The sequence below is a fragment of the Pseudomonas viridiflava genome, from assembly GCF_900602065.1.
Lineage (GTDB): Bacteria > Pseudomonadota > Gammaproteobacteria > Pseudomonadales > Pseudomonadaceae > Aquipseudomonas.
On sequence record NZ_UWFN01000079.1, the window covers coordinates 28,551 to 54,596 of the forward strand.

The 26,046-nt window shown below is 56.4% G+C and carries 24 protein-coding genes and 1 pseudogene; 13 read left to right on the plus strand and 12 right to left on the minus strand.

Annotation, left to right across the window (positions count from 1 at the left end; all coding sequences use genetic code 11):
- Positions 1-20 precede the first annotated feature (20 nt).
- Together EE949_RS01220 and EE949_RS01225 are read right to left on the minus strand one after the other, a co-directional pair.
- Complete coding sequence (locus tag EE949_RS01220; protein ID WP_122662197.1) at positions 21-932, minus strand: SDR family oxidoreductase; 912 nt, start codon at positions 930-932, stop codon at positions 21-23.
- A 149-nt stretch (positions 933-1,081) separates the two neighbouring features.
- Positions 1,082-1,537 (minus strand): flavodoxin, encoded by a 456-nt coding sequence (locus tag EE949_RS01225; protein WP_122662199.1) that lies wholly within the window; start codon positions 1,535-1,537, stop codon positions 1,082-1,084.
- 99 nt (positions 1,538-1,636) lie between these two features.
- Here EE949_RS01225 and EE949_RS01230 point away from each other — a divergent pair, with 99 nt between their 5' ends.
- Positions 1,637-2,083, plus strand: a complete 447-nt coding sequence (locus tag EE949_RS01230; protein WP_122662201.1) for a PAS domain-containing protein — start codon at positions 1,637-1,639, stop codon at positions 2,081-2,083.
- Between the two features lie 69 nt (positions 2,084-2,152).
- Complete coding sequence (locus EE949_RS01235; RefSeq protein ID WP_122662203.1) at positions 2,153-2,758, plus strand: hypothetical protein; 606 nt, start codon at positions 2,153-2,155, stop codon at positions 2,756-2,758.
- A gap of 11 nt (positions 2,759-2,769) precedes the next feature.
- Here EE949_RS01235 and EE949_RS01240 read toward each other — a convergent pair whose 3' ends face one another.
- Positions 2,770-3,720: a MerR family transcriptional regulator gene (locus EE949_RS01240; protein ID WP_122662205.1), complete on the minus strand. Its 951-nt coding sequence runs from the start codon at positions 3,718-3,720 to the stop codon at positions 2,770-2,772.
- Positions 3,721-3,959: 239 nt separating this feature from the next.
- Between EE949_RS01240 and EE949_RS01245 the strand changes: the two genes are divergently transcribed.
- From EE949_RS01245 to EE949_RS01260, 4 genes are all read left to right on the plus strand, one after another.
- Complete coding sequence (locus tag EE949_RS01245) at positions 3,960-4,529, plus strand: antibiotic biosynthesis monooxygenase (protein ID WP_122662207.1); 570 nt, start codon at positions 3,960-3,962, stop codon at positions 4,527-4,529.
- Between the two features lie 131 nt (positions 4,530-4,660).
- Entirely contained in the window at positions 4,661-5,350 is a 690-nt protein-coding gene (gene folM / locus EE949_RS01250; protein WP_122662209.1) for a dihydromonapterin reductase, read from the plus strand.
- Positions 5,351-5,413: 63 nt separating this feature from the next.
- Positions 5,414-5,710 carry a DUF1244 domain-containing protein gene (locus EE949_RS01255; protein WP_122662212.1) on the plus strand — a complete coding sequence of 99 codons (297 nt, stop codon included), beginning with the start codon at positions 5,414-5,416 and terminating at the stop codon, positions 5,708-5,710.
- Positions 5,703-6,044 (plus strand): HopJ type III effector protein, encoded by a 342-nt coding sequence (locus tag EE949_RS01260; RefSeq protein ID WP_122662214.1) that lies wholly within the window; start codon positions 5,703-5,705, stop codon positions 6,042-6,044. Before EE949_RS01255 ends, EE949_RS01260 begins: the two co-directional genes overlap by 8 nt.
- Positions 6,045-6,186: 142 nt before the next feature.
- Here EE949_RS01260 and trxB read toward each other — a convergent pair whose 3' ends face one another.
- A complete protein-coding gene (gene trxB / locus EE949_RS01265; RefSeq protein WP_122662215.1) occupies positions 6,187-7,149 on the minus strand; it encodes a thioredoxin-disulfide reductase in 963 nt (320 codons plus the stop codon).
- 141 nt (positions 7,150-7,290) lie between these two features.
- Positions 7,291-7,890: a peroxiredoxin gene (locus tag EE949_RS01270; protein ID WP_122662217.1), complete on the minus strand. Its 600-nt coding sequence runs from the start codon at positions 7,888-7,890 to the stop codon at positions 7,291-7,293.
- A 260-nt stretch (positions 7,891-8,150) separates the two neighbouring features.
- On the opposite strand from EE949_RS01270, the gene cysZ reads away from it, so the two are divergent.
- From cysZ to EE949_RS01285, 3 genes are all read left to right on the plus strand, one after another.
- Positions 8,151-8,906, plus strand: a complete 756-nt coding sequence (gene cysZ, locus EE949_RS01275) for a sulfate transporter CysZ (RefSeq protein WP_122662219.1) — start codon at positions 8,151-8,153, stop codon at positions 8,904-8,906.
- A 349-nt stretch (positions 8,907-9,255) separates the two neighbouring features.
- Complete coding sequence (locus EE949_RS01280; protein WP_122662221.1) at positions 9,256-9,558, plus strand: hypothetical protein; 303 nt, start codon at positions 9,256-9,258, stop codon at positions 9,556-9,558.
- A gap of 347 nt (positions 9,559-9,905) precedes the next feature.
- Positions 9,906-11,099, plus strand: a complete 1,194-nt coding sequence (locus EE949_RS01285) for a glycosyltransferase family 4 protein (protein WP_122662223.1) — start codon at positions 9,906-9,908, stop codon at positions 11,097-11,099.
- On the opposite strand, the gene EE949_RS01290 is transcribed toward EE949_RS01285, so the two are convergent.
- The 3 genes from EE949_RS01290 to EE949_RS01305 all read right to left on the minus strand — a co-directional run bounded on the left by EE949_RS01290 (position 11,096) and on the right by EE949_RS01305 (position 13,580).
- A complete protein-coding gene (locus tag EE949_RS01290; RefSeq protein WP_122662225.1) occupies positions 11,096-12,199 on the minus strand; it encodes an NADH:flavin oxidoreductase in 1,104 nt (367 codons plus the stop codon). The genes EE949_RS01285 and EE949_RS01290 overlap by 4 nt on opposite strands.
- 293 nt (positions 12,200-12,492) lie before the next feature.
- Positions 12,493-12,975: a glutathione peroxidase gene (locus EE949_RS01300; protein ID WP_122662229.1), complete on the minus strand. Its 483-nt coding sequence runs from the start codon at positions 12,973-12,975 to the stop codon at positions 12,493-12,495.
- Positions 12,976-13,094: 119 nt separating this feature from the next.
- Positions 13,095-13,580, minus strand: coding sequence for an FKBP-type peptidyl-prolyl cis-trans isomerase (locus EE949_RS01305; protein ID WP_027899554.1), 486 nt, complete (start codon positions 13,578-13,580; stop codon positions 13,095-13,097).
- A 12-nt stretch (positions 13,581-13,592) separates the two neighbouring features.
- Here EE949_RS01305 and EE949_RS01310 point away from each other — a divergent pair.
- The 3 genes and pseudogenes from EE949_RS01310 (at position 13,593) to EE949_RS01320 (ending at position 17,069) form a co-directional block, all read left to right on the plus strand.
- Positions 13,593-13,899 (plus strand): annotated as a pseudogene (locus tag EE949_RS01310) (DUF3565 domain-containing protein).
- An 89-nt stretch (positions 13,900-13,988) separates the two neighbouring features.
- On the plus strand, positions 13,989-16,079 hold the full coding sequence (gene pta / locus EE949_RS01315; protein WP_122662233.1) for a phosphate acetyltransferase: 2,091 nt from the start codon (positions 13,989-13,991) through the stop codon (positions 16,077-16,079).
- 78 nt (positions 16,080-16,157) lie between these two features.
- Positions 16,158-17,069 carry an acyltransferase gene (locus EE949_RS01320; RefSeq protein ID WP_122662235.1) on the plus strand — a complete coding sequence of 304 codons (912 nt, stop codon included), beginning with the start codon at positions 16,158-16,160 and terminating at the stop codon, positions 17,067-17,069.
- 159 nt (positions 17,070-17,228) lie between these two features.
- Here EE949_RS01320 and EE949_RS01325 read toward each other — a convergent pair whose 3' ends face one another.
- From EE949_RS01325 to EE949_RS01340, 4 genes are all read right to left on the minus strand, one after another.
- A complete protein-coding gene (locus tag EE949_RS01325) occupies positions 17,229-19,667 on the minus strand; it encodes a TonB-dependent siderophore receptor (RefSeq protein ID WP_122662237.1) in 2,439 nt (812 codons plus the stop codon).
- A 90-nt stretch (positions 19,668-19,757) separates the two neighbouring features.
- On the minus strand, positions 19,758-20,681 hold the full coding sequence (locus tag EE949_RS01330; RefSeq protein ID WP_162874374.1) for a FecR family protein: 924 nt from the start codon (positions 20,679-20,681) through the stop codon (positions 19,758-19,760).
- Positions 20,678-21,190: an RNA polymerase sigma factor gene (locus EE949_RS01335; protein ID WP_122662239.1), complete on the minus strand. Its 513-nt coding sequence runs from the start codon at positions 21,188-21,190 to the stop codon at positions 20,678-20,680. The genes EE949_RS01330 and EE949_RS01335 overlap by 4 nt, the downstream gene beginning before the upstream one ends.
- Before the next feature lie 157 nt (positions 21,191-21,347).
- Positions 21,348-22,052 carry an OmpA family protein gene (locus tag EE949_RS01340; RefSeq protein WP_122662241.1) on the minus strand — a complete coding sequence of 235 codons (705 nt, stop codon included), beginning with the start codon at positions 22,050-22,052 and terminating at the stop codon, positions 21,348-21,350.
- Between the two features lie 423 nt (positions 22,053-22,475).
- On the opposite strand from EE949_RS01340, the gene EE949_RS29610 reads away from it, so the two are divergent.
- Positions 22,476-26,046: calcium-binding protein (locus EE949_RS29610; RefSeq protein ID WP_277423361.1), on the plus strand; the 3,571-nt coding region annotated here is incomplete at its 3' end.

Genomic DNA, 26,046 nt, shown 5'->3' on the forward strand with positions numbered 1-26,046 from the left:
TCCCACACAGTTCAATGGCATTACGCAGTATATTTTTGCAGATTGGCCATCATTTCCTTGAGCGCTTCGACGTTGTCCTTCGGATGAACTGCGTCAGTGAAATCGTTAATCGCTTGCCACTGACTCGCGACATCTTCAGGGCTGAAGCCTGCGCGTGGGTCAAAGTCTGCGCCGAGGCTTCGCTCCCAACGGACCTTACCGATCCAGCCACCACCGACTTCGAACAAACCGGCCGTTTCATCACATTGTTCGCTGCCCAGGTACACCACCAAAGGGCTGACCAGTTCCGGCTTGAGCAACTCGAACACCTGTGGTGGCAGCAGCCCTTCGGTCATACGGGTGCCGCCGGTTGGTGCGATGGCATTGACCAGAATATTGTTCTTTCGCCCCTCCAGCGCCAGGGTGCGCGTCAGCCCGTACAGGCCGAGTTTTGCCATCGCATAGTTCGCCTGACCAAAGTTGCCATAAATACCGGACGTGGAGGACGTGAAAATCACCCTGCCATAGTTTTGCTCCCGCAGATGCGGCCAGGCGGCATGGGTGACTTTATAGGCACCTTCGACATGCACCCGGTAAACCAGATCCCAATCGGCGTCGTCCATTTTGGCGAAGGATTTGTCACGCAGGATCCCGGCGTTATTCACCAAAACATCGACACGTCCGAAGGCATCCAGAGCATGCTGGACGATTTTGTCGCCATCGGTCACTGAATCGTGGTTAGCGATAGCAGTGCCACCGGCTTCACGAATTTCAGCCACGACGCGGTCAGCTGCCGAAACATTGGCACCCTCGCCGTGAGCTGAACCGCCGAGGTCGTTAACCACCACCCGGGCACCATGGCGGGCAAACAGCAGCGCGTGAGCACGTCCAAGGCCGCCACCGGCCCCCGTGACGATGACTACCTTGTCTTCAAAACGTATCGCATGACTCATGATCGACTCCGGCAAAGGTTGCGGGCCGTCAGTGTCATCCTCCCTCACGCCGGTCACAATCAACACAGCCGATGCTGAATAGTGCGCGATAACGTAGCGGGATGATTTGCCGCAATGCGGCCAGTTGTGCGCCGGGGATGCTTACGGGATCAGGCGCGCAAAAGCTCGATGAACGCTGCAAGCCAAGGCTCCGCGTCGGTTTCCGGAGTAACACTCTCGCTACCGTCCAGACGCAGCATCTCCAGGACTTCAGTCACACCCAGCTCGGCAAACAGCTCGCGGATCAACTCTCCGCCACCACAGAAAGTGTCCCCGTAACTGGCATCTCCCAAGGCGATAACCCCACCCGGCAGGCCGCGCCAGGCGGCAGGCAATACATCGCGAATCTGCGAATAGATGGCCTGAATGTTATCGGGCAATTCGCCCATTCCAGTGGTCGATGTCACACCCAACAGGGCTTGGGGCTCGAATGCCTGCAGCTCGGCAAGGCTTACACGGGGATTGTGCAGGACCTCAAAACCGGCATCACGCAGGATTTTCCCGGCATGGCGGGCAACTTCTTCAGCCGATCCATAAACAGAACCGGAAATAATGGCGACTTTCATGAATCATCCTGTAGCAACGTAAAAAACGTTTGGCATTATGCCCCAAGTGGCCGCATGACCTAGAATGATGGCTTTGCTTCTTTGCTCCGGATACCTTTCATGATCAACGCAAAACTGCTGCAACTAGTAGTTGATGCCTCCAATGACGGCATTGTCGTCGCCGAGCAGGAAGGCGAGGACAATATCCTCATTTATGCCAATAAGGCATTCGAGACGCTGACGGGTTACGCAGTGGACGATATCCTGTATCAGGACTGCCGTTTCATGCAGGGCGATGATCGCCAGCAAGCAGCGCTGGACCTGATCCGCGAAGCGCTGATCAACAAACAGCCGTGCCGCCAGATCCTGCGCAACTATCGCAAGGACGGCAGCCTGTTCTGGAATGAGTTATCGATCACTCCCGTGTTCAACGAAGCGGATCAACTGACTTATTTCATTGGTATCCAGAAGAACGTCACGCAACAGGTCGAGGCTGAACAGCGTGTGATAGAGCTGGAGGCAGAGCTGAAACAGGCGCGAGAAGAAATAGCGTCATTGAAAAAGTGACGAATGGGCGAAACAAATTGTTGAATTTATGGTCTGCTTTTTCAATAACGGGTTCCTTCGAGCTCCATCATGTCCCATGAATCTTTACTGACTCAGGCTGAGCTGGATTTCATCCAGAACATGCAGCACAACCCCAAGCTGAACGTGCGAGATGCGACACGTAGCTTGACTGTGAACGGCGGAAGGCAAATCCAGGATTTGCTGACACGCCTTGCGGCGCATGAGCAGGTTACGATTCAGGCTCAATTCGACAACCAGCAGATGACCTTTCCACTGCACCTGGTTGAAGATGAATTCCACGCTCTCCATCTGGAACTGGGCGCGCCTTCCATCTTTGAAGAAGGCCCGCGGATTCGTCCGTGGCGTCTGACATTGCCCGAGCCGGTACCTCTGGAAACAGAGAAAGGTGCGATGACCGCGCTGTGGGTGCATGAGGTTTCATTCAAGGGTGTGCTGCTGGAACATCGCAAAACCACCCGCCCCCCGAAGCTTTTCACCGCCTGGTTCGCGCCAGTAGGGCATGCACCGATCGCCATGCGGGGCACTTTCGAGCGCCTCACCGAATCGGGACTGGCAGCCTACCGTCTGAACGACCAGAACAAGGAAGACACTGAGCGCTTGCGCCAGTACATCCTCCAGCAGCATCGCAAGATCTACCCGACGATGCATCGCTGAGCTCGACAGGCTCAGCTGTCCAGACGCCCCTTCAGAAACAGCTGTAGCCCACGCTGCATGGAACGCCCCTCGCTACCGAGACACGCGACGGGCGAGCCCTCCAGCAGCTCACGGGCAAGATCAGCACCTTCGCCCGCAAGCAACAGCGGGCAATCCAGTGCCAGAGCAAGACGCTTCAAACGACGGGAAAAATCGACGGCAGGCGGATGGTTGCTGTAGAGCACCACTGCCAGCGGCTCGACTTTGCCGCACACCAGTGTCAGCTCTTCCAGCGGCTGGCCCAGAGCAAGCACTTGGATATCCAGATCCGGGCTGCCAATCAACAAGCCAGCAACCCACAATTCCAGCTCTCGGCACTGCCCAGGCACCGCAGCAACGAGAACCTTGTGCGTAGATGCGTTGCGGCTGAAGTGCAGACGCTGCAACGCGCGCGCCCGCAGGAAGCTGTCCAGAAACAGCCATTCGCTGACCTGACCGAACTGATCATGGTGAAGCAATAATTCACGCCAGACGGGCAGAAAAATCTCTTCAAACACCACGGTCATCGGGTAGCTGGCAAACACCCGCCCATAAAGCTGCTCCAGCCGAGACTCGTCGAACGTCCCTACCGCCTGTTTGATCTGCTGCTGAAGCTGCGCCCAATCGCCCGGCAGAACATCGCTGTCGAGTGCCGATGCCTGCAGCCGAACGTCATTGGTCTTCGCCAGAATCTTGCCGACCTTACTGACTGCTACGCCGCGCTCGATCCAGCCAAGGATGCTGCGCACATCATCAATGTCGGCTTGTGAATACAGGCGATGGCCGCTTTCGGTGCGGGTGGGCTGAATCAAACCGTAGCGGCGCTCCCAGGCACGCAACGTGACCGGGTTGATACCCGTGATGCGCGCCACTTCACGAATGGGGAAGAGCTCTTCTTGCTTGAGGCCGGTAGACGACTCCAGGCTGATAGGGGATTCAGTCATGACAAGGATCGCGTGGAAACAATCGGCGCATTGTACGCCTGCGAAGGGGGTATTTCGTCAAAAACCACGACCACTACCGGCTATTCATCAGTGATTTGCAGATGGCCTATGGCTTATTTACCGATTTCAGGAATAATCCTTGCTTGCTTTAACAACGAAGCTGACGCCGCCCAACACCCCGGTGCTGCGTCATGTGACTTCCTTACCCGGGAATCTCACTCGTTTATCGGAGATACATAATGTCTACCACCCCTGTCACCTTGCTGGTTGCGCGTCGCGTCGCCCATGGCCGCTATCAGGAACTGATCGCCTGGCTGCATGAAGGCGAACGATTGGCCACAGACTTCCCCGGTTATCTGGGTTCAGGCGTGCTCGCCCCGCCACCCGGAGACGATGAATTCCAGATTATTTTCCGTTTCGCCAACGCTGAAACCATGCACGCCTGGGAGCATTCCGAGTCGCGAAGCTCCTGGTTGGTGCGTGGCAGCGGTTTATTCGCACAACCTTCGGAACACCGCGTCAGTGGTATCGATGGCTGGTTTGGCTCTGTCGGCCAACGTCCGCCGCGCTGGAAACAGGCGGTTGCGATCTGGCTCGCCTTCTTCCCGGTCTCGCTGCTGTTCAACTTCGTGCTCGGCCCGCTGCTCAACGATCTGCAGTTGGTTCCACGCATCATGATCAGCACGCTGATACTCACGCCACTGATGGTTTTCTGGTTTATCCCGTTGTCGACCCATTTGTTGGCAGGCTGGCTAAACCCGGCACCGGCACCAGAACAGCCGCAACCCGAGTCTGTACGCAGCAACTGATCAGTCAGCGACCGGGCCGCCACAGGCTGCCTGGTCCGGAATGCCCCTGCCGCGACAAACTTCGGTATGCTATGCGTTCTCGTGAGGACATCCCCGAACGCATGCATCCAGCAAAGCTGAACAGTCGCTAAATGAATAATCCAATCCTGATTACCGGGGCCAGTCAGCGCGTCGGGCTTGAGCTGGCGATCGAGTTGGCCAAAGCGGGCCATTTCGTTGTCAACGCCAGCCGTAGCATTGCGCACACCCCCGAACATCCAAATATTGTTTCCTTTCAGACGGATCTGTTGCGCGCAGAAGACCGCATGGCGCTTGTCGAGCACCTGAAATCCAACTATTCAGGGCTTAGAGCCGTCATTCATAACGCCTCGCTGTGGCTTGATGACAGCGTCGACAACTTGAACACCATGTTCAAACTCCATGTAGAAGCGCCCTATCACTTGAACCACGAGTTGGCGGCACTTCTGGCAAAGAGTAAAAAGTCGGACATCATCCATATCTGCGATGAAACCTCATCGCGCGGCAGCAAGAGCCACATCGCCTACGCGGCCACCAAAGTCGCGCTGCAGAACATGGTGCTGTCCTTCGCAGAAAAGTTCGCGCCGGATATTCGCGTAAATGCCATCCTGCCCGGCTTGCTGATCCTCAAGGAAAACAGCGACGAGGCTTATCGTAATCAGGCTCTCAAGAAGGCCCTGCTGGAATTCGAGCCGGGATCACAACCGTTGATCGATGCAGTGTTCTATCTGCTGAATACGCAATACAGCACTGGAAGCAGCGTGGTCGTTAACGGCGGCCGGCACCTCAAAAAAGGGATCTGAAGATCACTCAGGTAGCCGCTGCTACCCTGTATCGTCTCCCCCATTCAACATGGCAGGAATAACATGACTGACCAAGAACGCCTTGAACTCGAAGCCGCTGCTTTTCGCAGACTGGTCGCCCATCTGGACAGCCGCAAGGATGTGCAGAATATCGACTTGATGAACCTGTCCGGCTTCTGCCGTAACTGCCTGTCCAAATGGTACAAGGCAGCCGCAGACGAAAAACACATTGAGATCAGCCTCGATGACGCTCGCGAAGTCGTTTACGGCATGCCGTACAGCGAGTGGAAAGCCCAATACCAGAAAGAAGCCAGCGTCGAGCAGCAAGCGGCGTTTGCCAAGGAAACCAAGCATGAATGATCTGAACACCCTGCGCGCCAGCCTCGACAGCGGCGAACATCTCTTCGCTGACACCTTGGCATTCATTGCCGCTGGCTATGACTACCAGCCCCAGGCGTTCACCAACGGCGGCGTGGAAAATGCTGCTGGCCAGAACGAAGGCTCCTGCAAGACGCTGGGCCTGGCGTTGCTGGAAGGCCTGAGTGACGAACACGCGCTGTTGGCTTTTGGCGAGCACTACCGTTCGGTAGTTGCCACACCGGAAGGCAGCGACCACGGTAATATCCGCGCGCTGATCGCCCATGGGCTGGCGGGTGTGAAGTTTGCGGGTGAACCGCTTAAGCGCAAGGCCTGACCGACACACATTTTGTAGGAACTGCCGAGGGCTGCGAATGACGGAGACCGTCTCGCAGCCCTCGGCAGCTCCTACAGATAGGTACACAGCCCCCATAAAAAAACCGGCCTGAGCCGGTTTTTTTATGGCCATGCAACCGCTGTCAGAACGACGCGTTCGCAAGGCCATCCAGATAGCGCTCGGCATCCAGTGCAGCCATGCAGCCTGCGCCAGCAGACGTGATCGCCTGACGATAAACGTGGTCAGCCACGTCGCCCGCCGCAAACACACCTTCAACGCTGGTTGCAGTGGCATTGCCTTCACGGCCGCCCTGCACAACCATGTAACCGTCTTTCAGCGCCAGTTGGCCTTCGAACAGCGAAGTGTTCGGGGTGTGGCCGATCGCAATGAACACGCCATCCACTTTCAGCTCTGAAGTGCTGCCGTCGTTGTTCTTCAAACGTGCGCCCGTCACGCCCATGTTGTCACCCAGGACTTCATCCAGCGTGGCGTTCAGCTTGAGTTCGATCTTGCCTTCGGCAACCCGCGCATGCAGCTTGTCGATCAGGATCTTTTCGGCGCGGAACGTCTCGCGACGGTGAACCAGGGTCACCTTGCTGGCGATGTTCGCCAGGTACAGAGCCTCTTCAACGGCAGTGTTACCACCGCCAACCACGGCAACTGGCTTGTTGCGATAGAAGAAGCCGTCGCACGTCGCGCAGGCCGACACGCCTTTGCCCATGAACGCTTCTTCAGATGGCAGGCCCAGGTAACGAGCGCTGGCACCGGTAGCGATGATCAACGCATCACAGGTGTACGTGCCGCTGTCGCCCTTGAGGCTGAACGGCTTGCCAGCCAGATCTACAGCATTGATGTGGTCGAAGACGATTTCGGTTTCAAAACGCTCGGCGTGTTCGCGCATACGCTCCATCAACACCGGGCCGGTCAGGCCGTGCACATCACCGGGCCAGTTATCGACCTCGGTGGTGGTGGTCAACTGACCGCCAGCCTGCATGCCGGTGATCAGCAAAGGCTTGAGGTTGGCACGTGCGGCATATACCGCAGCGCTATAACCGGCAGGGCCGGAGCCGAGAATGATTACTCGGGAATGACGTACATCAGACATGACAGACTCCTATCGACCGACCATTGACGCCGTGGTCGCACCGGCTGGAATAAAAAGGATCATCGATAAGCACTTGGGGAAGGCTCAGAAACACGACAATCCTGAAAAATGTGAAGCTGCGACCGAAGCCGCAGCAACGGGTTACAGACTAGTAGCGTTTTCGGCCAGGTAATCAGCAACGCCTTTAGCGTCAGCTTTCATGCCTTTCTGGCCTGGACGCCAGCCGGCTGGGCAAACTTCGCCGTTCTCTTCGGTGAACTGCAGCGCTTCAACCAGACGGATCATGTCTTCAACGTCACGACCCAGCGGCAGGTTGTTAACGACCTGGTGCTGAACAACGCCTTCGCGGTCGATCAGGAACGATGCACGCAGTGCAACGCCAGCATCGTGCTCGATGCCGTAAGCGCGGGTGATTTCGTGCTTCACGTCAGCGACCATGGTGAACTCGACTTCGCCGATGCCACCCTTCTCTACCGGGGTGCTGCGCCATGCGTAGTGAGTGAACTGCGAGTCGATGGAAACGCCAACCACTTCAACACCCAGCTCGCGGAATTTAACGATGCGGTTGTTGTGGGCGATGATTTCCGAAGGGCATACGAAGGTGAAATCCAGAGGCCAGAAAAACAGCACAACGTATTTACCGCGCAGCGAGGACAGTTTGAAGCTGTCGACGATGGAGCCGTCGCCCAGCACTGCTGCTGAATCGAAATCCGGAGCCTGTTTGTTTACCAGTACGCTCATGATGTCTCCCTGAAAAATAAAAATTGAAAAGGATAGGTTGAGAAATTGGTGGCCAGCCTATCGGGGCTGCAAAGATTAAGGAAATATCGTTTCACAATCCACCTCATAGGTAATCCCTATTCCGATAAGCCCCGGACTTCAGCCTGTCCGCAGACTTTACGCTCATGGGATTGTTACTGCGAATGTCTGCTGTCACGCCACTTTCACCGATCACGCAAAGCCGGTAAGGTCGGCCCGTTTTCCATCATTCGGAGGCTGCCATGCCTGCTCCCGCTCTCTCGGGTCCGCAATACCTGCGCGAAGGCCTGAAACTGGTGCTAAGCCCAGGCCTGCGTCTATTTGTGCTGCTACCGCTGACCATTAATCTGCTGCTGTTTGCCGGCCTGATTTATCTGGCTATGCATCAGTTCGGCATGTGGGTTGATACGTTCATGCCTGAATTGCCGAGCTGGTTGAGCTTCCTCAGCTATATCCTCTGGCCGCTGTTCGTCGCACTGGTAATCTTCATGGTGTTCTTCACGTTCACCATGCTCGCCAACATCATCGCGGCCCCCTTCAATGGCTTTCTGGCAGAAAAAGTCGAAGTGGTGGTGCGTGGAACCGATGATTTCCCGCCGTTCAGTTGGGGTGAGCTGATCGCCATGGTGCCACGCACCTTCGGCCGGGAGATGCGCAAGCTTGGCTACTTTCTGCCTCGTGCATTAGCCTTGTTCATTCTGTCGTTCATCCCCGTCGTCAACCTGATCGCTGCGCCGCTATGGCTGCTATTCGGCGTCTGGATGATGGCCATCCAGTACATCGACTATCCGGCGGACAACCACAAGCTGGGCTGGAACGAAATGCTCGCCTGGCTGCGCGCCAAACGCTGGCAGAGCCTGAGCTTCGGCGGCATTGTTTATGTGGCGTTGCTAATCCCGGTGGTCAACATCCTGATGATGCCAGCCGCTGTCGCCGGGGCAACTTTATTCTGGGTGCGGGAGCGAGGCGAAGAAGCGTTACTGACGCAGAAAGTCTGAAATTATAAAAAGGCCCTCAACAGGGCCTTTTTATCCTCGCCCACCCATAAATAAATATTAAGCCAGTTAACTGATTAATAATTTAAAAAGAAAAAACCTACAGCACAATTAAACACTTCTCACCCACCTGAAAAAGCAAGCTTTAAACTTGCCCGGCAACCATTGCCCCTTGATGGCAATGACCTGCAGGCGTCCTACAAAACGCTTTCCGTAGGACGTTTATGTAGGAGCATAATTCCGTTTTCTATCTCGTCCTGTTTTATTGATGCTAAAACCTGACCAGTTCCTACACGGAAGATTCTGGCCCTCCTGTTGCTATTACAGCTATACAACAAGGAGTGAGCAAAACATGGAAATCAAGCCAACTACCATTCACCCGAATACTAAGACCGGGCAGAAAAAAACCTCAACAGCAGACTCCGGAGGGTTCGCGCAGATCCTGAACGGTGTAACCAAATCGACATCTGCTCAAAAGATCGAAGCGCAGCCCGCCGCGTTGTGTCGCCTGACGAAACCACGATCACATCTGCAACTCACCAGCCTCAATCCAATCAGCGGCCCGCCCAAGCCCAAGCCCAAGCCCAAGCCAGCGGCACTGGAAACAATTGGCGAATCGCGGATTTTGCCGTTTGTTTTGTCTACTACGCGCTGAAGGCGAACTTTTTATCGAGTCATGCAATATCTGTAAGAGGTTGGCACAGAACTATCGCGTAGCAAGCATTTGACCTGTAGGAGCTGCCGAAGGCTGCGATAGCGGTGCATCAGGGAAATCTGATCGCAGCCTTCGGCAGCTCCTACAGACTATGCATCTCATCAGCGGTTTGAATATTGTTTGATGAAACCAGACTTATTGACGAAGCATTAGGGTTGATTACTTATAACCAGAGCCTCGCCAACACGCTGGCTACTAGAGAAGTAAATTTCAATTCATACACCCTGTCACAAATCCATCACCCCACCGCCACATAAATGAAATCATTGCGGCCGACACTGGCTGTCATGAGCCAAATTCTTCACATCACCTTAATTACCGAAACCTTCGCTCCCGAGATCAATGGCGTTGCCAATACCCTGGGCCGTTTGTGCGACGGGCTGCGGCTGCGCGGGCATCGGGTTGAACTGGTGCGGCCGCGTCAGGCTGACGATGCAGCGCTGGCCGCCGATGATCTGATGCTCTGTCGAGGCTGGCCGATCCCGGGTTATCCGGGCCTGCAATGGGGGCAGTCGTCGATGCACAAGCTGCTGCGCCGTTGGCAGCGGCAGCGACCGGACGTGCTGTACATCGCCACTGAAGGTCCGCTGGGGCTCTCGGCGTTGCGCGCGGCGCGACGGTTGGGAATTACGGTGATCAGCGGCTTCCACACCAACTTTGCGCAGTACACACAGCAATACGGCATGGGTTTCATGAACCGTTTGTTGACTCATTACCTGCGCTGGTTCCACAACCGCTCGAAAGTGACGCTGGTCCCCAGCATCAGCCAGAAAATCGCCCTTGAGAGAAGAGGCTTCGAGCGTATCGAACTGCTTTCACGAGGCGTAGACAGCGGGTTGTTTCATCCGTCGAAACGCTCGCAGACGCTACGCGACTGTTGGGGAGTGGGGGCTGGGGATATCGCCGTGCTACACGTCGGCAGGCTCGCGCCGGAAAAAAACCTGAGTCTGCTCAAGTCGAGTTTTGAAGCTTTGCGCAGCAAGTATCCGCAGCGCCAGTTGAAACTGGTGATCGTGGGCGACGGCCCGCAACGCGCAGCGCTGCAACAACAGCTCCCGGACGCTATCTTCTGTGGCACTCAGCGCGGTGACGCGCTGGCCGAGCACTACGCATCAGGGGATGTATTTCTGTTTCCAAGCCTGACCGAGACCTTTGGTAATGTCGTGCTGGAAGCTCTGGCGTCGGGGCTGGGCGTGGTGGCTTATGACGAGGCTGCGGCAGGGCAACATATTCGCCACGGCCATAACGGCGCGCTGGCCATGCCAGGCGACGAGGCGGCCTTTATTGATGCGGCCTGCTGGCTGCTGGAAGACAGCGAAACCTTGAGGCGTGTGCGTCTCAATGCCCGGCAGCACGCGAGCCGTCAGGGCTGGGGCGCGATTATTGATCTGTTCGAACGGAAAATGCTCAGTGCCTGCCCTGCGCCCGAACCGGCGAAAGCTCAACCGCTTCGGGGTGCCGAGTTGAAACTCAAACGCTAGACCAGCGTGCTCAGAGCCTCGCGACTGAACGGCAGAATGTCTTGCTCGCGTCCTTCGCGGACTTTTACAGCCCAATCCGGATCCACCAGCAACGCACGTCCCACGGCCACCAGATCAAATTCATCAGCGTCCAGACGCTTGAGCAGATTTTCCAGGCTGGCGGGCTGAGCAACCTTGTCGGTGTTGACCATGAACTGCAAGAACTCACCATCCAGCCCGACACTGCCTACGGTAATAGTCGGCTTGCCGGTCAGTTTGCGCGTCCAGCCTGCCAGGTTCAGGTCAGAGCCTTCGAACTCCGGCTCCCAGAAACGCCGCGTCGAGCAGTGGAAAATGTCTACTCCGGCGTCCGAGAGCGGCTTGAGAAACTCTCCAAGCGCTTCTGGCGTCTGCACCAATCGGGCGCTGTAATCCTGCTGCTTCCACTGTGAAAACCGGAAAATAATCGGGTAGTCCTGCCCCACTGCAGCCCGCACCGCTTTGACCAGCTCGATAGCAAACCGCGACCTGTTGGCCAGGCTGCCACCGTACTCATCACTGCGCTGATTGCTGCCCTCCCAGAAGAACTGATCGACCAGATAGCCATGAGCACCATGGATTTCTACCCCGTCCATGCCAATGGTTTGCGCATCTTTCGCGGCCTGGGCAAACGCGGCGATAACATCATCGATGTCCTGCTTGCTCATGCCATGAACAACGACCTGCCCCTCCTTGAGCTTTTCCATAGGCCCATAGGCAGGCACGCTGGCATCCGGCTCGGTGCCCAAACGACGTACTGCACCGACATGCCACAGTTGCGGAACGATCTTGCCGCCCTCGGCATGCACCGCATCGACGACTTTCTTCCAGCCGGCCAGCGGCGCCTCACCAAAGAACTGGGGGACGTTGGGGTAACCGTTGGAGGCGTGGTGATTGACGGTCGTGCCTTCGGTGACGATCAGACCAACACCCGCCGCAGCACGGCGACGGTAATACTCGATCACTTTCGAGTTGGGGACATGACCGGGGGAAAAAGAGCGCGTCATCGGCGCCATGACAACACGCGACGACAGTTCAAGACTGCCTAGACGGAAGGGTTTGAACAGGGCTTTAACCGGCATGCGAGGCTCCTTGGGATCGTTACGAATCGCCAAGAATAGGGCGCGGCATCAAGCGAGTGACAGCACTATTGATTTGGGTGATCTGGATTGAGAAGCGGCTCAGCGATGCCCATCCCTTTCGGGAGCTCGCTGCCTCGCGGCAAACACTGACCTCGCGTCAAACCGGTAGGAGCGAACTTGTTCGCGAAAGGGCCGGTACGCTCCCTGCATCTGCTTGCTCTGGAATACCGCCTTCCCGGCTAAAGCCAGTCCCACAGATGCAGCATCAAAGCCCAGACAGAAGCCCCGCGGCATCAGCCCAACGCTTTCTCAATGGCCTGAATGACAGCCGGATCATCGGGCGTTGTGCGCGGCGAGAATCGTGCGAGTACTGCACCATTTTTACCGACCAGAAACTTTTCGAAATTCCAGGTGATATCCCCGGGAAACTCGGCACCTTCGCCCGCCAACAAGCGGTAAAGCTGATGACGATGAGGATCATTCACCTCAAGCTTCTCGCCCAACGGGAACGTCACGCCATAGTTGAGACTGCAGAACTCCTGGATTTCCTGCGCAGAACCTGGCTCCTGTCCGGCAAATTGGTTGCACGGCAGGCCCAGCACGCTGAAACCTTTGTCCTTGTATTGCTGATAGAGATTCTCGAGCGCCGCGTACTGAGGCGTCAGCCCGCACTTTGAAGCGACATTGACGACCAGAACCACTCGTCCCTTGAAGGTCGCCAGAGAAAGCTCCTGACCATCCAGATCCTTCAATTTAATGTCGTGAAACGCACTCATGACCCACTCCCCCTCAAATCCAGCGGACAAAAAAGGCGCCTACCAGGCTGCGTGAACCAAGTTGTTCGCGCAGAACCTGCCTGGGCGCCTTTTCAGCTACCTGAGCTTAGCAGCTCAAATCAATGGTGGTGACCACCTTCGCCATGCACGTGACCGTGGGCGATTTCTTCCTGGCTGGCATCACGGATATCAACGATCTTGACTTCGAAGTTCAAGCGCTGACCGGCCAGTGGGTGGTTGCCGTCAACGGTGACGTCGTCGCCGTCCAGGTCGCGAATGGTGACGATCTGCATGCTGCCGTCAGGGCCGGAAGCGTGGAATTGCATACCGACTTCCAGTTCGTCGACACCTTCGAACATGCTGCGGCTCAAGGTGCTGACCAGTTCTGCGGAGTATTCGCCGTAGGCGTCTTCCGGCTCGATAGCGACTTTCAGTTCGTCACCGACGTTCTTGCCGTCCAGTGCCTTTTCCAGGCCAGGAATGATATTGCCTGCGCCTTGCAGGTAAACCAGCGGCGCGCCGCCAGCGGAACTGTCGATGACCTCACCAGCGTCATTGGTCAGGGTATAGTCAATGGAGACAGCCTTATTGGCGGCGATCGGCATGGGGCAAGACCTTTGCTTAAGATTGAAGAACGATCAAGTTTAACCAAGCCATCGCCCGAAAGCGAACGCAACTCTGACAGACGGAGGCAGAAGGCCCATATTGAATAACGTGACGGTGTCTGATTTCCGGCAGGACGAAGAGGGCCATTGGGTGGCGGTGTTGTCGTGCGGACACACACAACACCTGCGCCATCAACCGCCCTGGCAATCACGTGCCTGGGTGCTCGATCCCGTCCAGCGCCTGCAAAAAATAGGTCAAGGCTTTCGCTGTGGCTGGTGTGCGCAGGCCTCGGATAACGATAACCTTAGCCACCGTTGAGACGCTGCGAAACGACAGCGCCCTGTTTACCGGTCAATGGCGTGTTTACGTCCGCCATGGCCCTTGTACTGCTCAAGCGAGAACCCTGAATGCAGACTTTCTTTATTGCCCCCACAGACTTTGGTGTGGGTCTGACATCCATCAGCCTGGGTCTGGTTCGCACCCTTGAGCGCGCCGGGTTGAAAGTCGGCTTTTTCAAACCTATCGCTCAACCGCACCCTGGTGATCTTGGCCCGGAGCGCTCCACTGAACTGGTTGCCCGTACGCACGGCCTTAATCCGCCACGACCGCTGGCCCTTTCTCATGTGGAGCGGATGCTCGGTGACGGTCAACTGGATGAGCTGCTCGAAGAGATCATCAGCCTCTATCAGCAGGCCGCGGTCGGCAAAGACGTCTTGATTGTCGAAGGTATGGTGCCGACCCGGCACGCCAGCTATGCGGCCCGGGTCAATTTGCACCTGGCCAAGAGCCTGGATGCGGATGTGATTCTGGTCTCGGCACCGGAAAACGAAGTGCTGGCTGAACTCTCGGGCCGCGTCGAACTGCAGGCTCAGCTGTTTGGCGGTCCCAAGGACCCGAAAGTCCTGGGGGTGATTCTCAATAAAGTCCGCACTGACGAAAGCATGGAAGCGTTCGCCGCACGGCTCAAAGAGCATTCGCCACTGTTGCGCAGCGGCGACTTCCGTTTGCTGGGCTGCATTCCCTATCAGGCCGAGCTGAACGCGCCACGTACCCGCGATGTAGCAGAACTGCTCGGCGCACAGGTGATCAATGCCGGTGACTACGATCAGCGCCGCATGTCGAAAATCATTATCTGCGCCCGCACCGTGCTCAATACCGTGGAATTACTCAAACCCGGCGTGCTGGTCGTGACGCCCGGCGATCGTGATGACATCATTCTTGCCGTCAGCCTTGCGGCCATGAACGGCGTGCCACTCGCAGGCTTGCTGCTGACCAGCGACACCGTGCCTGACCCGCGCATCATGGAACTGTGTCGCGGGGCTTTGCAGGCGGGCCTGCCGGTTCTGTCGGTGAGCACCGGTTCCTATGACACGGCCACTCAGCTCAATCAGCTGAACAAGGAAATCCCCATTGATGACCGCGAGCGAGCCGAGATCATTACCGATTTCGTCGCCAGTCATCTGGACGCCAACTGGCTGCACCAGCGCTGTGGGACCCCGCGAGAACTGCGACTGTCGCCAGCCGTATTCCGCTATCAACTGATCCAGCGCGCCCAGACTGCCAACAAACGTATTGTGCTGCCCGAAGGCAGTGAGCCGCTGACCATTCAGGCCGCCGCGATCTGTCACGCACGCGGTATCGCCCGTTGTGTGTTGCTGGCCAAGCCGGAAGAAGTACATTCGGTGGCCAAGGCGCAAGGCATCGAACTGCCACCGGGCCTGGAAATTCTTGATCCGGATCTGATTCGCGAGCGTTACATAGCACCGATGGTCGAGTTGCGTAAAAGCAAAAGCCTCAATGCGCCGATGGCTGAGCAGCAACTGGAAGACACGGTGGTGATCGGCACCATGATGCTGGCGCTGGACGAGGTCGACGGGCTGGTTTCCGGTGTCATCCACTCCACCGCCAATACCATTCGCCCGGCCCTGCAACTGATCAAGACCGCACCGGGCTGCACGCTGGTGTCATCGGTGTTTTTCATGCTGTTCCCGGATCAGGTGCTGGTCTATGGCGACTGCATCATGAACCCGCACCCAAGCGCCACCGAGCTAGCGGAAATCGCCTTGCAAAGCGCTAACTCGGCAGTCGCCTTCGGGATTACACCGCGGGTCGCGATGATCAGCTATTCCAGCGGCAACTCGGCCAGCGGCGAAGAAGTCGAGAAGGTCCGCGAGGCCACCCAACTCGCGCAGGAGACTCAGCGCGACCTGCTGATCGACGGCCCGCTGCAATACGACGCGGCTGCCAACGAGAACGTCGCCCGGCAATTAGCACCCGACAGCGCCGTAGCCGGTCGCGCCAATGTGTTCGTGTTCCCCGACCTGAACACCGGCAATACCACCTACAAAGCCGTACAGCGCAGTGCCGACTGCGTCAGTATCGGGCCGATGCTGCAAGGCCTGCGCAAACCGGTGAACGATCTGCCCCGCGGCGCACAGGTGGATGACATCGTCTACACCATCGCGTTGACGGCAATTCAGGCCGACACCCTTTCCTGACACACTGCTGCCTCACACTCACGGTGCTGTCGCCTGCCAGGCGACAGCATCCGAATAATCTTCTGGAGCCCTTCCGGTATGGATTTTCTGCCTGCCCCATTGCGCGGCGTCATCGCCTCGCTGCTGTTGGCGCTCAACACCATTGTTTGTTGTACGCCGCTGTTTGTCGTCGCCATCTTCAAACTTTGCCTGCCCTTCCCCGCCGCTCAACGCGTGACAGACTGGCTGATGAGCCATATTCATGAAGCGTGGATCGCCAATAACAATCGCTGGATGAACCTGATCGGGCACACTCGCTGGCAGTTGAGCGGGCTGGAAGGCCTGGATTACGAACACTCGTATCTGGTGACCAGCAACCACCAGAGCTGGGTCGACATCATGGTGTTGCAGTACGTCCTGAACCGCAGGATTCGCCCGCTGAAGTTTTTCCTCAAGCAGGAGTTGATCTGGGTGCCGGTGATTGGTCTGGCATGGTGGGCGCTGGGCTTCCCGTTCATGAAGCGCTACTCCAAAGCCTACCTGGCCAAACACCCGGAGAAGCAAGGCAAGGACCTGGCAACCACCCGCCGCACCTGCGCCAAATTTCGCAATAACCCGGTAGGCATCTTCAATTTCGCTGAAGGCACCCGCTTCACCAGCGGCAAACACGCCGCGCAGTCATCGCCGTTCCGCTATCTGCTCAAACCCAAGGCAGGCGGAATCGCGTTTGTACTGGATGCGATGGGTGAACAGCTGGAGTCGATCATTAACGTCACGATTCACTACCCGCAGGGTCGGCCAGGCTACTGGGATCTGCTATGCGGCAATGTTCGGGAAGTAGTCGCGCATTTCGAAGAGATCAAGATCCCGCCGCACTTCATTGGCAAGAACTACGATCAGGACGGCGAATACCGTCTGGAATTCCAGCAGTGGATTAATAAGCTGTGGGAGGAGAAGGATCAGTTGTTGGCGCGGTTGCACAGCGAGTATCCGGGTGACGCGAAACCATAACACCCTGTAGGAGTGAGCTTGCTCGCGATAGCGGACTGTCAGTCATTGGATGGCCGCTATCGCGAGCAAAGTGGACCGCCCCCCCGGTCACTACAAGTCCATTAGCGCCGCGAGACAGCGCGGATAAAACGTCGATCCAGATAAGTATTCCTACTTCTATTACCAGAACGTGCCACGCAACGTCAGCATGTGGTTGCGCGGTTCGCCGTACCAGTTGGTGGCGGACGTCGATCCAACGGTCGCATAGTAGTTTTTGTCGAAGATGTTGTTGGCGTTGTAGGTCACCGTCCAGTGCTCGTCGACACGGTACTCGGCCAACGCGTTCCACACGGCGTAGCCCGGCTGACTGAAATCGTAGGCATTCTTCGCACCATTAGACGTAACCTCGCCACTGAAGTAATTGGAGCTTTGCAGGTTTACACCACCCCCCACCTTGAAATCTGAAAAAACGCCGGGCAAGCGATAGGTCGAGAACATCTTGAACAGGTGCTTGGGCGTCATGGTACTGAGTGGCGCATCTGCATCTTTATTGCGGTTCATGTTGAAGGTGTAGCCAGCCATCAACATCCAGTCCGGCATGACTTCACCCGATACCTCCATATCGATGCCCTTGCTCACCACCTTGCCATTGCTGACGTAGCAGCAACTGCCTGCAAAATCGAAATCATCTTGTGGATAGCCTGGGTCACGGACGCCCTGATTTTCTCGAGTGGTGTAATACAACGCGACGTTGGTGTTGACGCTTCCTCCAAACAATTCGCCTTTCAGGCCTGTCTCGTATGTTTTGCCCTGCATGGCCTCCAGTACGTTGCCCTGACCGTCTCGCAAGCTGGCCTGTGGCTTGTAGATTTCAGAATAACTGCCGTACACCGACCACTCGTCATTGAGGTCATACACCAGACCGCCGTAAGGCGTGACCTTGGTGGGTTCGCGCAAGGGAATATCCGACTGGGTTGTCCAGGTGTTTCCCGCTCGAGTCTGATAAATCTGATTAAATTTAAAGCGCTGCACGCGGGCGCCGAGAATCAAGTGCAACGGCTCTGCCAACTGCAAGCGCAAGCTGCCATACACACCATATTGCTTCTGATCGTTGGGATTGTAGTCACGGCTGTAATTGGTGTTGTCCGCTGGCTCCGGGAACGGTGTGCTATCAGGATCCAGGGGATTCAAAGCACCGCCTGAAACGCGAGCAGCACCGAGCCACCGACTGTTGATTTCTTGGTAATCGCCACCCACCACTACGTCGTGTTCAAGGCCGAACAGCTCGAATTTGCCCGCCAGATTGACATCCCACATCCGCTGCTGGTTTTCCTGTTTGGAGGTCGTGCTGTTCCAGCTCAAACCTGCGCCCGTCGCAGGATTGACACCTACCCCAAGCACTGTCGAGGTTTTGAAATAACCGACATCCCAAAGGTCGGTATAGGAGATATTGACCTTCCAGTCGTCCGAAAGCTTGTGGTCAATCTTGGCAAACACCTCACGGCCCGTGACATCGGTATAACCCCATTTTGTGCCGAGGCTGGCGCTGCGAGACAAGCCAATATCGGAACCGTCCAGATACCGGGGCACCGATGTTTGCGTGCCATTTTCGTGAGACTTGTTGTAGCGGAATCCGGCAGTGAGCATCGTGTCCTCGGTGACATCAGCTTCCATCACCCCGTAAACAAGAGGTTTTTCCGTGCTGCGGTTATCGATGAAGTACTGTCGATCCGTATTGGCAACCACCATACGGCCACGCAACTTCCCGTCGAAGGCAATGGGGCCGGTGACATCCAGTTCCTGACGGTAATTGTCCCAACTGCCTGCGGATGCGGTCAGCTTCAGCTGGAATGCATCCAGCGGGCGCTTGCGCACCATGTTGACGATGCCGCCCGGATCACCGGTTCCGCCGAACAGGGCAGCCGAGCCACGTAAAACTTCAATGTGGTCGAACTCAGCCAGGTCATAGATGTTGGAGGAATAGAAACTTCCCACCGAACTGCCCTGCGCCATGGGAGCAGCACCATCCAGCTGGAAGTTTTCCAGCTTGAAACCACGGGACAGAATATACGAGGTCCGGTAGGTGTCGTTCTGCAAAGTAATGCCCGGTGTCGCCCGCATCGCATCGTTGATATCCGTCATCTGCTGATCGGCCATCAGCTGCTGGCTGACAATCGAAATCGACTGCGGTGTCTGACGCAGACTGGTCGGCGTCTTGGAGCCAACGCTGGTCAGGCCGGTGGTGTACGAACCCGAGTTCTCGGTTGCCTCCCCCATGCCCTGCCCCTGAATGCTGGTCGCGCCCAGCTCAATGGCTGCATCGTTACGCGGCGAGATGATCAGCGTCGAACCCTGCTGTTGATAGGTCAGGCCACTGCCGTCGAGCAAACGCTGGAGTGCATCAAGGGGCTCAAGATTACCCTTGATAGCAGGTGCATTGCGCTGGGCGACAATACTGTCATCGACCGCAATGGTCAGGCCCGCACTTTCTCCCAACTGCCTGAGCGATGTCGCCAGAGGTTGCGAAGGCAGATCAAGGGAAACCGGCGAAGCCATTGCGTGGCCAGCCAAGGCCAGAGACATGGCAACCGCAAGATTCTTCAGGGGATGACAAAACATGAGGTTTCTCGTTATAGGCAGCAGATACCTAATGACGCGGTAACGGCTAAAAATCCTGATGTGCAAACGAGAATTATTTTCGGCCTTCCCTTATCGTGCACGTAGCTGGGTAACGCCGTTACTCTGCTCAACCTCGACGGCCGCGATTATCGGCAATGCCGACAGGAAGCTGTCGATGTCGGAAAGCTGCACGACTGCCGTGATCAACGGTGATTTCTTGCCCGCGATACTGCGTACCGGCTGTTCGCGATAGCGAGAAATGCTTTCAGCGATCTCGGCCAGATCCGCCTGCGTGAAGATCAATCGGCCACGCTCGAATGCAAACGCATTGGTCGCGGGAATGACCAGGCGTTGCAGTGGCTGGTCGCGCCGAATTTCGGCCACTTGATCCTGAGTCAGTTGCAGACTCGCTGCGTTACCGTCGACCTGGACCTTGCCCCGCTCGACGCTGACCCGCAGACGATCATCAAGCCTGTTGACCACAAAACGCGTGCCCAGCACCGTTACCCGCGCCAGCCCTGCGTCTACGATAAACGGCCGGTCGGCAGCATGGGCCACGTCAAAAATCACTTCGCCCTGCATCAGGAAAACCTGCCGCTGCAGCCCTTCGTAGCGCACCTGCACACGAGTATTGGCCCCCAGAACAATCTCGCTGCCATCGGGTAAACGCTGTTTGAGTTGCTCGCCACGGCGCGTAAAAAACTGTTGTTCGTAAGCCCCGCTGCGACTGCCGTACCGCCACGCCAGACCGGCGACGAGTAAACCGCTCAGCCCCAGCAAGCCGGTGCGCATGAAGCTGCGGCGACTTCTGCGCTTTTCCATGGACTGGGCCAGCGACTGGGTTTTACGGGTTGAGGTGAAATCGCCCCACAACTCGCAGAAGGCCTGATATTCAACCCGGTGCTGGGAATCCGCACGCAGCCATACTTCGAAGCGTGCGCGATCAGGATGATCTTCAGGGACGTCGAGCAAACGGGTAAACCAGCGCGCCGCCTGCTCCCGGGGCGAACTCACGGGCAAAGTGCTTCGCGGGCGGCTCGCAGGTCGAGCAAGGCACGCATCAGGTGCCGCTCAACCATGCTCAGGCTTATATTGAGCAGGCTGGCAATATGCGCCTGGCGGTGACCCTCGATACGGGCCAGCCAGAACACTTCACGGCAACGCGGCGGCAGGCAATCCAGAATGCGTTGCAAGGCTTCCAGACGCTGCTGCAAATCAGCGAGGTGCTCGGCTGATGGCGCGAACTCTTCGTTTACGTTGTCATGCGTCAGGCATGCACCGTCATCATCGTAAAGGGGCAGGTACCGAGAGGCGTCGCGGTAGTGATCGATCAGCACGGTATGCGCAACACGGCGCAAGTAGGCGTTGGGCTGCTCGATAGTGATTCGCTGGCTGGCCAGCATGTAGCGGATGAAGGCGTCGTGAAGAATATCGTAGGCGCTGTGCACGCAACGCGTCTGCCGGCTCAGGCTGAGCAACAGATCGGTATAAGCCCACCGCAAGTTGATACCGTTCCAGTTCATCCGTTTCATCCATGCTGCTGGCGGCTGGACCTACCTGTCAGTGACAAGGCGTCAGCCGCTCGGAGCGCAAGGATAAAAGCTTTAATGAAATAGCGCAAATAGGAAGCATTACTATTTGCGCTATGAGGGTCAAACGGTCATCAATACCCGCTTTGGATTACTGCTGGTATTGCTCATATTGCTGACCCGGAATCGGCTTGAGGTTGACCTCAACGCGACGGTTCTGGGCACGGCCATTGACGTCGGCGTTGCTGGCAATCGGTTGATCAGGGCCCGCACCACGCACCGACAGACGGGCAGGATCAACGCCCTGCGACGTCAGGTATGTACTCACGCTTTGAGCGCGTTGCTGGGATAAGTCCATGTTGTGCTGACGAGAACCGGTACTGTCGGTGTAACCGACAATCTCGATGTTGTTCTGGTTGAACTGCTTCAGTGACCCGGCCAGATTGTTCAGCGGCGAATAGAAGCTGCTGGCGATGGCCGAAGAGTCGGTTGCGAACGTGATGTTGCCAGGCATGATCAGCTTGATTTGATCACCTTGACGCTGAACCTCGACACCCGTGTTGGCCATGCTTTCGCGCAGTGCCTTTTCCTGCTTGTCAGCGTAGTAACCGTAACCGGCTGACGCGGCACCCACTACGGCGGCACCGATCAAGGCCCCCTTGCCGCGATTATTGTGATCGATGGCCGCCCCCGCTACCGCGCCCGCCAATGCGCCCAGACCACCGTATTTCGCAGTCTTGCTGACTCCGCCAGAGCTTTGCGCCTGGCCCTGATTGTCATACGGATTCTGCGACGCACACCCGGAGAGCATGGCCACAGCAGTGGCGACAACGATCAAACGACGCGAGATAAACATGGAGAAGCTCCTGAATTCTATGAACAGCAAGTCCGCGGACCTGTGACGGGATTAGAGCATGGTAGCCCTTGAAAATTCCTTAACACGGGCTGAACGTGGCTCAAGGTGTCGCTGGTGCCGCGCTGCTCTGCAAAAACCTGGCGATCAATGAGCCAAATACGCTGGCGCAGCCCCCAACAAGAGCCGCCCCCCTGTGTAAAAATATAACCCTCTGATATGCAACTGATAACACGCGTCCTGAGGAGCTCTCACCCCTGTCAGGATGGCGTATTGCCATGCGGAATCCAGATTGATATAAAGCCGTAAGTTTTTGATACAAATGCCGCCTTCCACGTCTAGCAAGACTGCTGCTCGGCAACCTTCCCCCTTTTTCACATCATCACGGTCACTGGCCGCGCCTTCTATGCTTCAGGGAAATGGATCATGAGCACAACGACGACAGTTGCAGGGAATCAAGCAAATTACGTATTCAGCAATGATGGTGAGAGCATTGTCATAACTGCTCAGGGAGGATCGGTCGTCGCAGCAGATGATGGGGATTACAGCCAACGCGTCACACAATTCAACGATGGCACCGTAACGGCTACCCGTGAAATCGACACAACATTAGCCAAGGGCAACCTGGAGAGCCCCAATTCAACCTCACTAAGCGATGGTGGTTACGTCATCGCATGGTCCGTCGATGACGACAGCTTTGAAGGCATAGTGGTCAAGCGGTACGCGGCCAACGGCGATGTTATGCAGAGCACCAATATCTTCACGCCTAACGCGGACGATCCGTCCGTGACTGCCTTGGCCGACGGTCAGTTCATCCTGTCGTGGACATCTGAAAACGACGCCACGGATACATCAACGGTTTTCACCCAACTGTTCAATGCCAGCGGCACCAGCAGCGGAGCCGCGATAAAAGTCGCCAGCGCCGGGTTTGAACTGGAAGATGCGCAGGTCACCGTATTGGCCGATAACAAATATATCGTGACGTGGGGCGAGACCCACGAAGATCAATCAGGCGCTGAAGAGCGGGACTTGTCTGTTATCAAGGCAGTGGTTTACACCAATGGCAAGCCGGGTGCCGTACAAACATTAGTCAACAGCGACAAAAATCTGGGTGAGGCAGACGATATAACCGTCCTTCCAAGAGGCGATGGCGGTTACTGGCTGACGTACACAACCCAGCATTACAACGATGGGATCAATGGTAATCAGCCTACCTATACCGCCAGGTTCCAGATCAGCCAGGTGGACGCCAACGGCAAAACGGTTGCTGGCTCTGCCCAGACTTTGGAGACGCTGACCAGCACCTTCGGCAACGCTTCTTATTTCGACATAACGCCAGTGACCGGTGGCTACGTTTTCAGCCAGGTCACTCAAGGCACGAGCACACCGAACCGGGTCATCGTGACCCAACTCTACGACACTGAATTCAAACCTGTCGGTGCGCCTGTAGAAATCGTTGGCACCCTGTCCATCAACGGCTCCACGATTGCATCCTTGCCTGATAACGACGGCTATGTCGTTGCATGGAATGAATTCGCACAAGGCGGTGCCGGTGTATTTATTCAGCGCTTCGACGCCAACGGCAACAAAATAGATCTATCGCCGGTACAAATCGGCGCAGCAACTGCCAACGAGCAATTGCAGGACACGCCGGTGATCAGCGTAACGGCCAATGGCACTGTAGTTGTCAGTTGGGACACGTATAACCCCAGTACTGGCGGCAAAGAGATTCACGTCCAGAAGGTTAGCCCGGATAACGTGCCAGTGGGCTCCGCTACTACTGTGATCACAGGCGACGACACCGACAATACCCTGAACTGGAATGGTACTGATGACGTTACTCTAGATGGTGCCGCAGGGACGGACACGGCAGGGTTGATCAACACATCCGGCTACACGTTTACAAAGGATGGCCAAGGCAATGTGGTCGTCCAGGCTACACAGAACACCACTTTGGTAAGCATCGAAAAAGTGGTGTTTGGCGATGGTGCGACCATCACCGTCAGTGATGGCAAGAATGACAACGAAACCGGCGCAGTCGTCTCGATGGAGCCCAACTCGACCTCATTGAGTGACGGAGGCTATGTAGTGGTCTGGGAACAGGCCGGGCAGATTCATCTTCAGCAATACGATAAAGACCATGATTTGCTCAACAATCGCCTGTTGCTTGATTCCAACTCAAACAATGTTCTGGGTATCAATCCGACCGTAGCCGCGACCGACAGCGGCGGTTACGTGGTTGGATGGACGACGTCTGGCAAGACATTGACCGTGCAGCAATTCGACAATGACAGCGTGGAAATTGGAACGCAGATCACAATCGTGCCGACCGATGACAGTTCAAACGTGAACTTCGAGGACGTAGCACTGGATGTTCTGGCTAACGGCAACATTGTCGTGTCCTGGGCAGAAGAGCTGACGCAGAACGGTTTCGAGACCATCGGCTCCGAGCTTTTCATGCAGATATTCGATTCAGTTACTCACCTGCCACTGAGCCAACCGATACCCGTCGATACGCAAACCAAAGACAACGCGATTTATGCTGAAGAACCCAGCATTACCAACCTCGCCAATGGTGGCTTCGTAATCGCGTGGGAACGGGAAACCGAATCCACCGGCAATATCGACATTTACTTGCAACGCTACACGGCCACAGGCGCGCTGGACGGCAAAACCGTTCTGGTCAACACCTCAACGGCTGGCGAGCAGTATGGCGCCGACATCACCACCCTCAACGACGGGTCTATGGTGGTGACGTGGGTCAGCGTCATTTATAAAAATGGCGAAGCCGTAACCGGTAATGTTTACATGCAGCGCTACAACGACAAAGGCGTGAAGCTGGGCGGCGAAACACTGGTCAATACCGCGACCAAAGAGATCCAGGGCGAGCCTGCGATTACGGCTCTAAAAGGTGGCGGTTACGTGATTACCTGGGCTACCTCAGACGAGGTGAGCCGCACGGGCGATGCCAATCTGTATGCGCAAATCTACGATAAGAACGGCGTCAAAGTCGGTGCGCAAATGCTGGTCACCAGTGATGATGACGACTTGTTCCCAGTAGTAAACGCCACTGATGACGGCGGCTTCGTGATTACCTGGGAAGAGTTATCTTCAGAGCGCGACGGTAATAACAATAATATTTCTGGCGACATCCACAGTCAGCGTTTCGACGCCAATGGCAACTCCACCTCCCTGACTGGCGACATTAACGACAACACCGTCATCTGGACAGGCGCGAGCCCGATAATAATCAGTGGTGAAGAAGGTAATGACACGCTCACAGGTGGCACAGGCAGCGACACCCTCGACGGTGGTGCAGGCAATGACATTCTGGATGGAGGTATCGGTGCTGATGTACTCGTGGGCGGTGCAGGGAACGACATTTACATCGTCGACAATCCCAAAGATCAGGTCATCGAAGGAGTTGACTCAGGGAATGACACCGTCAGATCTTCAATGAACTGGACCCTGGGTGCCAATCTGGAAAACCTGACGTTGACCGGCACTGCCGCAATCAACGGCAGTGGCAACGAGCTAGACAACGTGCTGCTGGGCAATAGCGCCAATAATATCCTGACTGCAGGCGCAGGTGACGACACGCTAAACGGCGGCGCTGGCATCGACACACTGATCGGCGGCAAAGGCAACGACACTTACATTGTCGACCTGCTGGCCAAAGGTATTGGCAGTAAAGCGACACTGGTACTGGAAGACGTTATTACCGAAAAAGCCGGTGAAGGTGATCACGACCTGCTCAAACTGAGTGCTGATCGGCTGGTTAATTTCACCGGTACTGCCGCAGTGACACTGGGCGCCAACCTGGAAGATCTGGACGCATCTGCTACGGGAAATCTGGCGATCAGCCTCACGGGCAACGCCGCCAACAACGTCATTACCGGCAATGACGGGGATAACCTTCTCGACGGTAAAACCGGCATCGACACACTCGTGGGCGGCAAAGGCGACGACACTTACCTGCTCGACAATGCAGCGGAAC